Annotated in this window: 10 protein-coding genes and 1 other RNA gene; 3 read left to right on the top strand and 8 right to left on the bottom strand. The window is 58.1% G+C overall.

Annotated elements, in window-relative coordinates:
• The first annotated feature begins 87 nt into the window (after positions 1–87).
• The 3 genes from ACLEJU_RS10260 to ACLEJU_RS10250 all read left to right on the top strand — a co-directional run bounded on the left by ACLEJU_RS10260 (position 88) and on the right by ACLEJU_RS10250 (position 3,212).
• A complete protein-coding gene (locus ACLEJU_RS10260; protein WP_213673524.1) occupies positions 88–681 on the top strand; it encodes a hypothetical protein in 594 nt (197 codons plus the stop codon).
• Entirely contained in the window at positions 674–2,146 is a 1,473-nt protein-coding gene (locus ACLEJU_RS10255) for an N-6 DNA methylase (protein ID WP_435422958.1), read from the top strand. The genes ACLEJU_RS10260 and ACLEJU_RS10255 overlap by 8 nt, the downstream gene beginning before the upstream one ends.
• A gap of 124 nt (positions 2,147–2,270) precedes the next feature.
• Positions 2,271–3,212: a hypothetical protein gene (locus tag ACLEJU_RS10250; protein ID WP_435422957.1), complete on the top strand. Its 942-nt coding sequence runs from the start codon at positions 2,271–2,273 to the stop codon at positions 3,210–3,212.
• A gap of 175 nt (positions 3,213–3,387) precedes the next feature.
• On the opposite strand, the gene ACLEJU_RS10245 is transcribed toward ACLEJU_RS10250, so the two are convergent.
• From ACLEJU_RS10245 to lldD, 8 genes are all read right to left on the bottom strand, one after another.
• The gene (locus ACLEJU_RS10245; protein WP_435422956.1) at positions 3,388–5,148 is read right to left on the bottom strand and encodes a hypothetical protein; all 1,761 of its coding nucleotides are present in this window, start codon (positions 5,146–5,148) and stop codon (positions 3,388–3,390) included.
• Positions 5,149–5,303: 155 nt separating this feature from the next.
• Entirely contained in the window at positions 5,304–5,519 is a 216-nt protein-coding gene (locus ACLEJU_RS10240; RefSeq protein WP_435422955.1) for a hypothetical protein, read from the bottom strand.
• Positions 5,512–6,495, bottom strand: a complete 984-nt coding sequence (locus ACLEJU_RS10235) for an integrase domain-containing protein (protein WP_435422954.1) — start codon at positions 6,493–6,495, stop codon at positions 5,512–5,514. The genes ACLEJU_RS10240 and ACLEJU_RS10235 overlap by 8 nt, the downstream gene beginning before the upstream one ends.
• A 946-nt stretch (positions 6,496–7,441) precedes the next feature.
• Positions 7,442–8,698, bottom strand: a complete 1,257-nt coding sequence (locus ACLEJU_RS10230; RefSeq protein WP_435422953.1) for an integrase domain-containing protein — start codon at positions 8,696–8,698, stop codon at positions 7,442–7,444.
• Between the two features lie 187 nt (positions 8,699–8,885).
• Positions 8,886–9,277, bottom strand: a transfer-messenger RNA (tmRNA) gene (gene ssrA / locus ACLEJU_RS10225).
• A 102-nt stretch (positions 9,278–9,379) separates the two neighbouring features.
• The gene (locus ACLEJU_RS10220; RefSeq protein WP_159408791.1) at positions 9,380–9,676 is read right to left on the bottom strand and encodes a hypothetical protein; all 297 of its coding nucleotides are present in this window, start codon (positions 9,674–9,676) and stop codon (positions 9,380–9,382) included.
• Between the two features lie 293 nt (positions 9,677–9,969).
• Positions 9,970–12,780 (bottom strand): FAD-binding and (Fe-S)-binding domain-containing protein, encoded by a 2,811-nt coding sequence (locus tag ACLEJU_RS10215; RefSeq protein WP_435423111.1) that lies wholly within the window; start codon positions 12,778–12,780, stop codon positions 9,970–9,972.
• Positions 12,781–12,855: 75 nt separating this feature from the next.
• On the bottom strand, positions 12,856–14,001 hold the full coding sequence (gene lldD, locus ACLEJU_RS10210; RefSeq protein WP_435423110.1) for an FMN-dependent L-lactate dehydrogenase LldD: 1,146 nt from the start codon (positions 13,999–14,001) through the stop codon (positions 12,856–12,858).
• Between the last annotated feature and the right edge of the window lie 11 nt (positions 14,002–14,012).

Genomic DNA, 14,012 nt, shown 5'->3' with positions numbered 1-14,012 from the left:
ATTTCCTATGCAGCAAATGATTCTACTTGCGAGGTGGGCTAGGCACGATTACTATCTCTTCATCTTGGTGAAGTAGAGTTATTTGCAGTGGAAGCCGTTGAGCTCAGCAATCACGCCCAAATCCGCACGGCCATGGTCTTCAGGACCCAGGCTCCTCAAGAGGCTCCGGACGGGAACGTGCGGGCTTTGGCCATCAGGGATTTGGTATCCGCCAAGCCACTGCGCTGGGACGAACTTCCGCGCATCTCGGTTGATGAAAGCCTGCTCGGGCAATGCTTACAGCCTGGTGATGTCGTGATTCCCTCCAGGGGGGATTACTACAGATCGTGGGTCTACGAAGGTGCAAGTGCGCCGGTGTTCCCGTTGGGTCAGTTGAATATCATCACACCTCATTCCACGCTGGATGCGCGCTATCTAGCATGGTACCTGAACAAGAAATCCACTCAGGCGAAGCTGGGCTCAATGTTGACTGGGACTAGCATCAAAGCGCTCACTAAAATTGCGCTGCTTAGCTTGGCAATAGAGCTGCCAGACTTTGACAAGCAGCTATTGATCGCCGATTTAGATCGCACGGTCCAGCGGATTGGGGCCATCCGGCATCGGCTGAGTGAGTTGGATAAGGAAGAGGTTGCGTACGTGACGTCGTCTTTCCTGCACGCAGAGGGCGCCAGTCATGGCTGATCAAAATAAGGACGCTGCGATTTCTTTGGCTATCGCCAAAATTTTTGAGGTCTTCAGAGGGAGTAGTATTTGCGAAGAAAGCAAGCACTTTGTCCTGCCCTTGCTGGTGCTGAAATACCTTTCTGATGCTTCTGACTCTGCATGCAGCAATCGCTTGAGCTATCGGGTACCAAAGCATGCGCACTTTCAGCAGCTCAAGGGTGCCCGCTCTGAACCTTATAACGGCGAGCGTATCAATAATGCGCTGCGCTTGTTAGAGCAAGCCAACGATGAGCTCTCCGGTATGTTCGACGGTATCGATTTCTGTTCGGCCAAGCTTGGTGCGACGGCGCGGGCAGACATTTTGCTCAGCCAATTACTGGAAGCATTCGACGCTCCCGTCCTGAACTTCAATAGTGAGCATCGTAAGGCGCCATGTACTGCTGCACAGGTATGTGATGCGTTGTGGGCTTTTATAGATGACGCTTGTGGCAAGCGCGATGGGGAGGCCGTGACGCCCCCGGAAGTTTCGCGATTATTGGCACGACTGGTGCGTCCCGCAGCGGGTGAGTCGGTCTATGACCCGTGCCTCGGTGTAGGCCGTTCCCTAATTGAATGCGGAAAACAGGCTCGGCTTTCCAATGTTGGGCAGGGCGCGAGTCTGTATGGCCAGGAAGTGAATGCAGACACGCTGGCATTTTCGCGGATGAACATGGTTCTGCATGGCGAGGATAGCTATCGCCTTGAATGGGGTGACAGCTTGCGAAACCCTACGCTGCTGAGCCAGGCTGGCGAGCTGATGACCTTCGATATCGCAGTGTCCCAGCCTCCCTTTTCGAGACGAGAGTGGGGGCATGAGGATGCAACTCGTGATTCGTTCGGGCGTTATCTCCGCGGGATCCCGCCCCGCGCGTCGGCAGACTTCGCATTCATTAGCCACATGCTCAGAAGCTTGAAGCCTCATGGCCGCATGGCGGTGGTGGTGTCACATGGCGTTCTGTTCCGCAGCGGGGTGGAAGGCCAGATTCGCATGCACTTGATTAACGACAAGCTGATTGATGCGGTGATAGCTCTTCCTCCCAAGCTTTTCACTCACACGGGTATTCCGACGGCGATTTTGCTGCTGCGTAAGGACAGAAAAGCAGATGACGTGCTGTTCGTTGATGCTAGCCGTACTTTTGAGTCTGGAAAGATTCGTAATCGCTTGAATGAGAGTGACTTGAGTTTCATTGAGGCCACCTACCAAGCGAGGAACGACGTGGCTCAGGTTGCGCGGGTGGTGTCACAGGCTGAGATTGCGCAGCACGATTACAACCTCTCGGTTCCGCGCTATGTCGAGCACGTCGAAATGGAGGAGCCGGTCAATGTAGACGTGCTCCGGGCCGAGCGACTGCAGCTCGAATGTGAGCTGGCGACCCTTGAAGAAAAGCTGGAGGAGCTGCTCGCACGAATCGGTTATGACTACCGAGGTGTACCCAAGCCATAAAAAGCAAAAACCCCGCAGCTAGGCGGGGTTCTCACTCAGGGTACACGGGCACGACCGGAAATCCGGAAAACCCGCGTGTCGAATAACAAGATAGTAGAAAATCGATCTGCTGACAAGGTGCCTCATGCTCGTTCATCTGACCGCTGCCCGGCTCAAAACCCTCGAAGAATTCTTCAAAACCACTAGCGAGAGCGACCTCTATGGTTGCTATGCGTGGACCCAGGCGGTAGGGGCAGCGCTGTTACCGATTTTGGGCGACCTCGAGGTGAGCTTGCGTAACGCTTTGCATCGTGGTCTGTCGCAGTACTACGGAAACACAGAAAGCTTTGAGTGGATGCTCAAGACGCGCCCCAACCGCTCTAGTCCCGGTGGGTTAACGTCTTGGCACAAGCTGAGTCCCCGTACTCACGACGATGTGCTCGGCGCAGTCGAAAAAATCAAGAAGAGCAAAGGTAAGGGCTGCAGGGTAACCGTGGACGATATCGTCGCGAAAGTCGCCTTTGGCTTCTGGGAGGCAATCGTAAACGGGTTGAAACACAATTCTCACCCAAAAGGCATGCAGGCGCGCGTTTTGGCAGTTGCGTTCCCGAGCATTCCTGATCTGAGCAATGGCGTCTTCGGTGATCCAGCCCTTGTCGACCGAATAGCTAGCCTGCTTTACCAGATGCGTGACGTCCGAAATCGTATTGGCCATCACGATTCACTGTGGAAAACGGCCGAATTCGATGCCTATGGGCGTCGAGGTTTCGTTCCTCGCCGGCCTCGGCAAACCATTACCAGCATGCGCTTGCTAGCAGACCAGATCGCTTGGTTTGCAGGATGGATCGATCCGCAGATTAGTTTGTATATCAAGGCGACACCCCATTGGCGTCATCTGCAATGGTTGTTGACCAGAGATGCACTGTTCATGTACCGGGAAAACGGCGGCAAAGCCGTCAAGTATGAGAAGACTATGCTTCCAGCGCCAGTGTACAAGGCCAAGAAAGCTACAAAACGCAAGCAGGATCGCCACGACAAAGTGTTTGGTATCAGAAGGCGTCGACTGTTGCGGGGCATGTTTTACTGAGCAAGGCTTGCATCCCATCGCCGGCCGGCTCCTATTGTCGAATGACCTAGCGCTTCTCTCAACGTCGCTTCTGTCATGTAAAAGTTTTTAGTGTCACCTTTGCTTCTATTTGTGGCGTTTCTGAGGCGCAACTCGTGGAGATGGTAAGCTGCTATGAGATTCATTGTTTATTGCGTTATTCTTGGCAGTAAACGATGGGATGGATTCCCGCTTCTTTGGCAGCATGCATGAATGACGATAGGATCCAGTAGAGCTGGGTTATATTTCCTGCCACATTTATCCCTTTCTGAATTTTTTTGAATTCTTTTTCGATTGTTTTCTTCGAGATAAACGAACAGCAGATTATGCATCTGCGGTTGAATCGATAGTCCTGTCTGAGTCCGTAAAGGTAATCTTCGAACTTCCCAGGAATGCTTTTTCTGGTGCGTTTTAAAAGGCCGTAGTTGTAGTTTTTACGAAATTTTTCTTTATGTTTTTTTAGGAAGAGCTTCGGGTCAACTTCCATATTTCCGATGTTTTTGATGGCTTGGCCGACGACGTCATGTAAATTGCTGGCGGACTTGCTGGGCTTCCCATGTTTGGAGTGTATGAAAGACACGGAGTAATCAGCTCGGTTAAATGTGATGTGGTCAGCCCATTCGTTGCCAAGGTCGTCGCAGAAAACGTAGTCATCGGCGTTGTGTGCTGTCTCGACTATATCAAAGACTGACGTGGAGTCGAACTTGGTTATCTTTTTCGTTATTTTACCTTTCTCCGAAGTCGCCGAGGCAAGTTCTGGCAAGACTTTTAACGTTCTAAGCATTGCAGGGATTTCGTTGATCCCCGCACCGTCCTCAAAGCACTGATCCATGAAGTACATGTACCTGGGGTCGGAGAATGTGATGGTCGCTAAACTCTGCTTCTTGATGTACGCCTGGAGCGTCGTCTTCTTGCCATTCTGCTCAAAATGAATGTTTTGAAGCGCTCGGCTATTGACAGCGATCGAGTGAAGATTTTTCTTTAGCTTGGCCTGTCTGATGCTACCTAAAAGTTCGTGGTCAGGTGCCGGGCCGACCTCATAAACTTGTTCCATTTCCGCAATCAAGGATTTGACGTGCTTAGATGTCATTTCGATTCTACGGCCACGTCTGGTTGTATAGAAAATAGGGATTCCTTGATTGATTACGTTTTCTACAAAAAACGAATGCTCCAGCAAAACCGCGTTTGGTGTGCTCGATTTCCAGACCAAGTCAAGATCTATGAATTTGGCAAAGTTGTTGAGGAAATCTTTTTCAGTGGAAGGGTTATTGATGTCGTGCAGCTGTACCCTGACCCATTCCACTGCGTGGTGAATCGATTTTCGGTCCGATGCCTCAACCACGCGACCGCTTTGCGCGGAAATGGTCTTGGTGCGCCCCTTCAATTTGAGCTTGAAAAAGTAGGGGATTGACCTCCCAGCAGCATGTACAGACATAAGCCCTTTCAGATCTGAAGCTTCAAAGGCTCGACCGCGCATGGCTCGATCGGAAACGGTCATGTTGCGTGTCGCCATCTTTTGATATTGTGCATCGATGTCGCTAAAAGCAGAGGTAAGTTCACTACTCCGGATCAGCTTCGCATGCTTATCCATGCTCTCCTTTATGCTGGCACAGGACTTTTTGAAAATGGCAATACAGTCATCTATGGCAATGATCAAAATGAATGCATAGATTGTATCTTTGAGCGGTTGCTGCCAAAAATGTACATCACGGTCGGTCTTGAAGACGCGGAGACTATAAGAGAACTTGCTGCCATCAGAAAGCGTATCATTCTGTTCAAGAATATCCGCGATAAGCGTGCTGCCAATAGTCATATTGGAGCTGGCAGCTTCTAGGATTGCCGTGAGCGTAACCTTAGTGAAAGGGGCCCTAGGGCGGTAAAATTGAGCATTCTGTGTAAGTAGGAGATCTTGCGACATCAAGCACCCGTCCGTGGAAATTTCAGCCGTAGGTAGCATAGTGCCAGTTATGACCTGGGTCTAGCGACAACCCGTTGACGGTTGATTGCCTTGGCCTAACGGTCGAACTGCCAGGATCTGCCTAAACGCTCAACGAGCAAGTGCACAGTCAGTAGCTAGTAGTAGCGCGTCGCCTCACTCCGCTGACTCAGGCGGTGCTCAAGAAACCAAACCACATGTTTTCTCTGCCAAGCCCAGGGTGTTTCTCGCTGCCAGCGTGATGCGATTTCAGCCTGAATGAGTTTCGCCTGACGCAAATGGCGTTGCCGCGTTGCGTGTGAGCCGGTTAACACGCCAGCCAGGAAAAGTTTCATATCGAAGGCCTTACTCATGCCGCCCACCTATATAGGCAGCGACCACATCGATTCGGCCGTGCCCCAGTTCATAGCTGATTTGCTTCCGGGCATCACGATCAAGACACATGTCTATCACGTAGCAATGACCGCCATTGATAGGCGCTCGATGCTGGGTGATCTGCTCAAAGCGTTCACATGCATACGCCGACCGTAGTTCATGAAATCCTTTGAGGTCACACCTGTGCAGGACATCTCGTGCGGGGCGTACTACGTACTGCATAACATCCACGTAGCTTTCTTCGGGGGCAATCAGGTTTGGGCTACCCGCTGGCGAAACCTGCTCCGCAAATCCAAGAGCATCGCGAACACGCTGATCCACCGTAATCCAACGTGGGGCCGATGCTCCGACGCGGCCGCCTTTGGTGCCGTCTTGGATATTGATCTTGCCGAGGTCTTTAGCCTCTCGGCGTAGCCGTGGTAGGTCAGCCAAGATGGCCTCACGCAAACGCATGCCGGTGGCTCGTGCCAACAGAACGATTGCGGCGGCCCGCTGCTGATGACTGCTGCAAAGCGCATCGACGATCTGCTTCACCGCTTCCCGGTCTTGGCACTGCGGCACTGACTGTCGAACGCCGGTGCGCTGAATACCCAATGCCTTGCTCGGACTGGGCAATTTCACACACTGATCACCGCGCAGCGCCGCCATTGTCCTGTTAACGCTGGATAGGCGGTTTTGTGCGGTGCTGATGGCGAGGCTACCGCACTCAACCGCATTGCGCAGATACGCCGCATAGTCCGCCAATACCTTGCGATCAATTTGCCGCGCATCATTGATACCTGGCCCCTGTTCGGAGCGGCACCACTTCACGAATGCCTGCCAGCGATCACAGTGCGCCTTGACCGTGCCGTAGTGGCCACCGCCAAACATGTCTTTCAGCGCCTGCGGTCCTGCGTAGCTCAATTGCCTGCCGTAGCCGAAATTGCGGCCATTGCGTTTGCCCACCAATGCCATGTCGAATCACCTCATCGTTCGCTCTCCGATCCTCGCCCCACGTCATCCCGCCAAGAATGTTGAGTGTTATCAGGGATCAAGGCCCCTGCGACCTGTGGGGAATGTCCTCTTCGCGGGACTGGCGGCTCCTTACGTCCGGGAGCAAGGGCATCTCATGATCTGGCCTCCTGAACACCGTTACCGGTGGGCGGGTGGAGGCAGCACTGGCTGACGAGACCAGCGCCTGAAGATCCTGAGCCATGTGCAAGCAGCAATGCGATGACCGGGGCATTCCTGACTGTCAGTCAGGTGCAGTCCATTCCGTGGTCTGCGGCACCATCATCTACAGCGCTGTTGCTGGTGACATCGGCGTTTGTCACGCCGATTGTCACGAGGGGGAATGCCGCAAAGCCTTGTGCGATCAGGGCTGCAGCAGTAGTAGAAGTGCCCGTCTCTTTCCAGGAGAAAGAGACGGGCACAGGTTGGCGCAGATTTGGCCAAGCGGATAGGTTGCTGCAGGGCAGCACAGTACGGTGTAGCTGGCGCACGAGGGCCATGAGATTAGAGAGCATCCATCACCGGGGGAGGTGACCGGGCGAGCTGCCGGATGCGAATCGCCCTTCGGGAGAACCACCGCAGAGCGGCGTGACCTTGAAGGTTCGGGTCACCTGGGGTGCTGTCATCGACAGCGCTTGCACGGCCAGTTCTACGCCTGTGGATAAAGCCGGTCAAGGGCCGAAATTCAGCGCTCTTGGGGACTTGAAAAGCGGTCATCCATCGGTGGAATTCCGTGGTAAATCCTGGACAACGTGTTCGCTTTTAGCTCTTCAAAGTGAGGTCCATCCAAACAGGGCGGCTTTGCAGCCCTGTTTGGATGGACCCGTGTTCAAAAGCGGATAAGCGAGGCTGCCTGCTCCGAATCTTGAGCGCTCGAATGTTGCTGCTGCCATTCTTGCGCTGTACAGAGCTAGCGGATCGGTACCACGTTCTTGTCTCTGACTTGGCCGTATGCAGAGGCGAGCAGACTGCCGGTGGCGGCTTTCTGGATGTACTCACTCCACCAGGCCATCATCGGTCGTCGGCGTTCGATGTAGTCGGCTCGGTTGTAGGCGCTGCGCACCTCATCCTTGTCGACATGCGCCAGTGCGACCTCAATGAGTTCCGGGTCCCACCCATGTTCATTCAAGATGGTGCTGGCCATCGAACGCATGCCGTGGCTGACCAACCGATCCTGGAACCCCATGCGTTTCAACGCCATGTTGGCGGTCTGGCTATTGGCGTGCGTGCGCGGATTTCTGTCTGCCGGGAAGACGTATTCGCGATGGCCGCTGTGGGTCTTCAGTGACTCCAACAGTGCGACAGCGTGATCACTCAGCGGGATGCTGTGAGGGCGGCGCTTTTTCATCCGCTCCGGTGGGATAGTCCAGACACGCCTTTCAAAGTCGATGTCTGCCCAGCGAGTGGTCGCCGCCTCGGCGGGGCGAGTCATCGTGTGCAACTGCCACTCGATCAGGCAGCGGGTGGTGCGTTTGATGCTGGCGTTCGCGATCTCCAGCATGAGCTCGGGGAGCTCTTCGGGCGGAAGTGCAGCCATGTTCTCTTTCTTGGGTTTCTTGAAGACTGCCCTGATGCCGCTGAGCGGGTTGGCGAAGATCAGGCCTGAGTTAACGCCGTAAGTCATGATTTCGTTTAGCCGCTGGCTAAGACGCTTGACCGTCTCCAGGCTACCTTTCGCTTCGATTGGGCGAAGCAATCCGATCACCATCGGCGCGGTGATTTTCGCGAGAGGGGTCGTCTTCAAATCGGGGAACACGTGCAGCGTGAGTGACCGCCAGATGTCCTCTGCGTAGGCCGGGGTGACCGAGTCTTTCTTGAGCTCGAACCAGGCGGTGGCCACGTTCTCGAAGGTGTGTTCCGTTTCTGCGCGCTTGGCTTCATTCAACGTATTGCGCTGCACTTTCGGATCGATGCCTTGGGCGAGCAGCTCGCGCGCTTCGACTGCCATCTTTCGTGCATTCGCCAGTGACAGTTCGGGGTAGGTCCCGAAACCGATGTTGATGCGCTTTTTGGTCACCGGTTCGCGGTAGTTGAAATTCCACAGCAACGAGCCGTTGCTGCGTACTCGGAGCTGCAAACCGTCACCGTCAGTAAGGACGTAATCCTTGGACGCCGGTTTGACTCCCTTGAGCTGTCGATCGGAGAGGCGGAGGTTATGAGCAGGCATGAGATTGTCCTCAGGCACTGATTCGGTATTCCAAAGATTAGCACCGGATGAGCTGGAATACCGCCTGGAATACCCGAATGGCTGGAACTCAAAAACTCTCAAAAGACCACAAAAGCGCTGGAGGCCGCGTATTTACTGAGTTTCAGGCACAAAAAAAGACGTCCGTGGACGTCTTTGTTTGATCATTTGGTGGAGCCGGGGGGATTTGAACCCCCGTCCGCCAGTACTCCGCTGTCGGTACTACATGCTTAGCCGTGTCTACTGATTTAATCCGCAGCCGCCCGACGGGCAGGGTGCTTTGGATGAGTTGGGTAAGTTTTAGTCGCTTTGCCCCCAACGTGCTACACGACGATCCTGTTCTGTATGACAATCATTTCGGGTTTACAGGCATCCCCTGATGATTGCTGGAGCCGAAGCTACCAGGAGAGCGGGCTCAGCTGCTTACGCAGCGAGAGCGTAGCCCTCGTAGTTTTCGTCATTGGCAACTATAGAAAGTTGCAACAGTGGATTTACGAGTTCTGTTACCAACTCGGCATGCACCTAGAGTTTCGCTACCGGCGTCGAATCCTGATCGGCCCCACACTAGCTCTTGGCTAACGCACCTTACGGCACGTGAGGTGGAGTATACGCCATTGCGCGGGCGACGTCGACAGCCGGTCATGTCGCCCGCGCTGCGAGGGCTCAAGCACCGCCGCTACCACCGGACGTGCCGCTACCTTTCTCGGTCTTCTCCAAGCGCTCCAGCACCTTGCTGGTGATGGCGATGCATCCCTTGGTATCACCTGAAGCCTGGGCGGCCTTGGCTTTGTCGACTTGCTCGGTCACGGCCTTGTCCAGGCCATCTGAGGTTGCACCGGCGGTTGCCATGCTGTCGTCGATCTTCTGCAGGTTGGCGGTGCACAGGTCCTCGGCGGCGAAAACCGGCGAAGCCAGGAGGGTAGCGGCCGCGAAGAGGGCCGAAAGCGCGGTACCTTTCATGGGTGTCTCCTTTTATGGCCGCTTGGAAGTGGGCCTATAAGGGTGGACTGCTGTGATTTGGCGGGGGTTCAATCGGGGTGATGGCTTGGCGACATGCTGGGGTGTGGCGGGATGTTGCAGTCGATCAGGCTATGCGGTCTGTGTGGAGCGGCCTCGCCGGGGCGCCGGACCGGTCGGAAAGGGCCGCAAAGCGGCCCCGGCAAACAAAGTTGCGAAGCTGAAATCCTGGGGCCGCTTCGCAGCCCTTTCCGACCGGTCCGGCGCCCCGGCGAGGCCGCTCCCACAGGGATAACTCAGATGGCGCGTGCTCTCGTTACGCGGTCTACCAGGTAGACCAGACCGTGATAGTCGATGCCGCTGTGGCTGGACAGGCCGATTTCGCAGGTGCGGCTGGTAGAGATACCTTCGCTGCAATACTGCACCGCATCCTTCAGGCTGCGCAGCGAGTGGGCGTTGAGCTCGGGGGTGGTGAAGCCCTTGTCGCCGGCGAAGCCGCAGCAGTGAATGCCTTCCGGGATCACTACCTGCTTGCTGCAACGGCTTGCCAGGTCGATCAGTGCCTGGCTTTCGCCCAGGTGCTGCGTGCTGCAGGTCACGTGCACCGCCACCGGCTCGTCCTGGGGAGTGAACTCCAGCTTGTCGACCAGGTGGGTGCGGATGAAGCGCACCGGGTCGTACAGGTCCAGCCGGGTTTCGTTCAGGTCCTGCACCAGGCGCAGGGTGCAGGGGCTGGTGTCGCAGTAGATCGGGTCGAGGCCGCCGCGGCTGGCGTGGAGCAAGGCGGTGATAAGTTCCTGGCGCTTGTGCTCGGCCTGCTCGGGGTAGCCCTTGGAAGCGAACGGCTGGCCGCAGCAGAGGCTGTCGGCATTGTCCGGGAACACCACCTGGTAACCGGCTTTTTCCAACAGGGCGCGGGTCTTGTCTAGCAGCGAACTTTGCTCGCGGTCGGCGTAGGCCGGGCCCATCACGCGCGATACGCAGGCGGCGAGGTACACCACGCGGGGGCGGGCGTCGTTGCTCGCCGGGCCGAAGTCCATCGTGCGCAGCGGCTGTGGCATGGCCGGGGTCCACTGGGGCAGGCGGCCTTTGCTGGCCTTGTTCAGTGATGCGCTGAGGCGCCCGAGGCGTGGGGCGCCGAGCAGTTTGCGGGCGGTGTTGGCAGCGGTCAGGGTGAAGCGGGCGCCGCCCAGGGCCGTGTGGAAATGCTCGGCCAGCCAGTCGGCGGCCTTGGCGTGGTTGGCGGCCTGGCTGCGCAGTTTCTTCACCAGCTCGCCGGTGTTGATGCCGACCGGGCAGCGCTGGGCGCACAGGCCGGTGGCGGCGCAGGTGTCGATGCCTTGGTACTGGTAGGTCTGCAGCAGCTCGCGGGTATCGATGCCGGCGCGTTGCTTCGCCTGGATGTCGCGCCACATGACGATGCGCTGGCGTGGGCTGAGGGTCAGGCCTTTGGAGGGGCAGACCGGCTCGCAGAAGCCGCACTCGATGCACTTGTCGACGATCTCGTCGGCGGCAGGCAGCGGCTTGAGGTTTTTCAGGTGAATATCCGGGTCTTCACTCAGCACCACGTCGGGGTTGAGGATGCCGTTAGGGTCGAGCAGGCGCTTGAGCTTCCACATCAGCTGGTAGGCGTCATGGCCCCATTCCAGCTCCACGAACGGCGCCATATTCCGGCCGGTGCCGTGTTCGGCCTTGAGCGAGCCGCCGAATTCGACGGCCACCAGCTGCGCTACGTCGTCCATGAAGGCCTGGTAGCGCGCGACCTCCTCGGCGCTGTTGAAGCCCTGGGTGAAGACGAAGTGCAGGTTACCTTCCAGCGCGTGGCCGAAGATGATCGCCTCGTCGTAGTGGTGCTTGTCGAACAGCTGGATCAGGCGGTTGACGCCTTCGGCCAGTTGCTCGATGGGGAAGGTGACGTCTTCGATGATCACCGTGGTGCCGGTCTGGCGCACGGCGCCGACGGCGGGGAAGGTGTCCTTGCGGATCTTCCACAGCTGGTTGTACACGGCCGGGTCTTCGCTGAAGTCGACCTTCTGCTCCAGCGGGTAGTCGGCGATCGAGGCCATCACCTGCTGCAGTTGCTCATGCAGCAGGCTCTGGCTGGCGGCGCGGGACTCGATCAGCAGGGCGCAGGCGTTGTCCGACAGGCCTTTAACCCACAGCGGCATGCCCGGCATGTTCTGCACCGAACGCAGGCTGCGGCGGTCGAGCAGTTCCACAGCGGACACCGGCTGGCGCTTGAGCACGGTGACGGCGCGGCAGCAGCTTTCAACGCTGGGGAACACCAGTAGCGCGCTGGCCTTGTGCGGGTGATCGGGCACGGTGTCGTAGGTGACGGCGCTGATGAAGCCCAGAGTGCCTTCGGAACCGACCAGCAAGTGCTGCAGGATATCCAGCGGCTGGTCGTAGTCCACCAGCGCATTGAGTGACAGGCCAGTGGTGTTCTTCAGCCGGTATTTGTGCCGGATGCGGTTGGCCAGTTCAGTGTTGGCGCGGGTTTCGCGGCCCAGGCGGGCCAGCGCTTCGAGCATGTCGGCGTGGCTGTTTTCAAAGGCCGCGACACTGGCCGGGTCTTCGCTGTCCAGGCGGGTGCCGTCGGCCAGCACCAGGCGCAGGCCGGCGAGGGTGTGGTAGGTGTTCTGCGCGGTGCCGCAACACATGCCGCTGGCGTTGTTGGCGACAATGCCGCCGATTTTGCAGGCATTGATCGAAGCCGGGTCGGGGCCGATCTTGCGCCCGTACGGGGCCAGCCAGGCGTTGGCCTGGGCGCCGATGACGCCGGGTTGCAGGCGGATCTGCTCACCTTGGCCGCGGATTTCACGGCCGTTCCAGTTATCGCCGAGCACGATCAGCACCGAGTCGCTGATGGCCTGGCCGGACAGGCTGGTGCCGGCGGCGCGGAAGGTCACTGGCACGCGATCGCGCTGGGCCAGTTGAATCAGCCCGACCACTTCGTCCTCGGACTCGACGCGCACCACCAGCTTGGGGATCAGCCGATAGAAGCTGGCGTCGGTGCCGAAGGCCAGGGTGGAGGTCGGGTCGTCGAAACGGCGTTCGGCGGGGATCAGGCGCTCGGCATCACGCAGGAACGCAGCGGGCAGGCTCATGCAATCTCCTCGCGGGGCCGCAGCGTCTGGCGCGCGGCGTGCCCCGGTCATTCAGGCGGTACTGTAGAGGGGCGCTCAGGCGGCCAGTTCGCGGACCAGCGAGTCGCGGGTGATCTCGCTGATCGACTTGGCGCCGGTCAGCACCATGGCCACGCGCATTTCCTTCTCGAACAGTTCGAGCAGGTTCTTCACCCCGGCCTGGCCATGCACGGCCAGGGCCCAGAGGAAGGCACGGCCGATCAGCACGGTGTCGGCGCCGAGGGCGATCATGCGCACCACGTCGAGGCCGCTGCGGATGCCGGAGTCGGCAAGGATCTTCAGGTCGCCTTTGACCGCGTCGGCAATCGCCGGCAGGGCGCGGGCGCTGGACAGCACGCCGTCGAGCTGGCGGCCGCCGTGGTTGGACACGACGATGCCGTCGGCACCGAACTTGACCGCGTCACGGGCGTCGTCGGCATCGAGGATGCCCTTGATGATCATCGGGCCGTCCCAGAATTCGCGAATCCACTCCAGGTCTTTCCACGAGATCGACGGGTCGAAGTTGTTGCCCAGCCAGCCGATGTAGTCGGCAAGGCCCGTGGGGTTGCCGCGGTACTTGGAGATGTTGCCCAGGTCGTGCGGGCGGCCCATCACGCCGACGTCCCAGGCCCACTCGGGGTGGGTCATGGCCTGCAGCACGCGGCGGATCGGGCCGTTGGCGCCGCTCATGCCGGAGTGGGCGTCGCGGTAGCGGGCGCCAGGCACCGGCATGTCGACGGTGAACACCAGGGTTTTCACGCCGGCGGCCTTGGCCCGCTCCAGGGCGTTGCGCATGAAGCCGCGGTCCTTGAGCACGTAAAGCTGGAACCACATTGGCCGGTCGATGGCGGGCGCCACTTCTTCGATCGGGCACACCGACACCGTCGACATGGTGAACGGAATGCCGTGGGCCGCCGCCGCACGCGCCGCCTGCACTTCGCCACGGCGGGCGTACATGCCGGTGAGGCCGACCGGGGCCAGGGCCACGGGCATGCTCAGGGTCTCGTCGAACAGCTTGGTTTCCAGGCTGAGCTCGGACATGTTCTTCAGCACGCGCTGGCGCAGGGCAATGCTGGCCAGGTCCGAGACGTTGTGGCGCAGGGTGTGCTCGGCGTAGGCACCGCCGTCGGCGTAGTGGAAGAGGAAGGGAGGCAGCTTGCGTTGGGCCGCGGCGCGATAGTCGGTGGAGGCGGAAATGATCATGGATTCTCGCA

The organism is Pseudomonas sp. SMN11 (assembly GCF_052041945.1).
Lineage (GTDB): Bacteria > Pseudomonadota > Gammaproteobacteria > Pseudomonadales > Pseudomonadaceae > Aquipseudomonas.
The sequence above is the reverse complement of the archived record's forward strand: the minus strand, read 5'-3'. Positions and strand labels throughout refer to the sequence as shown.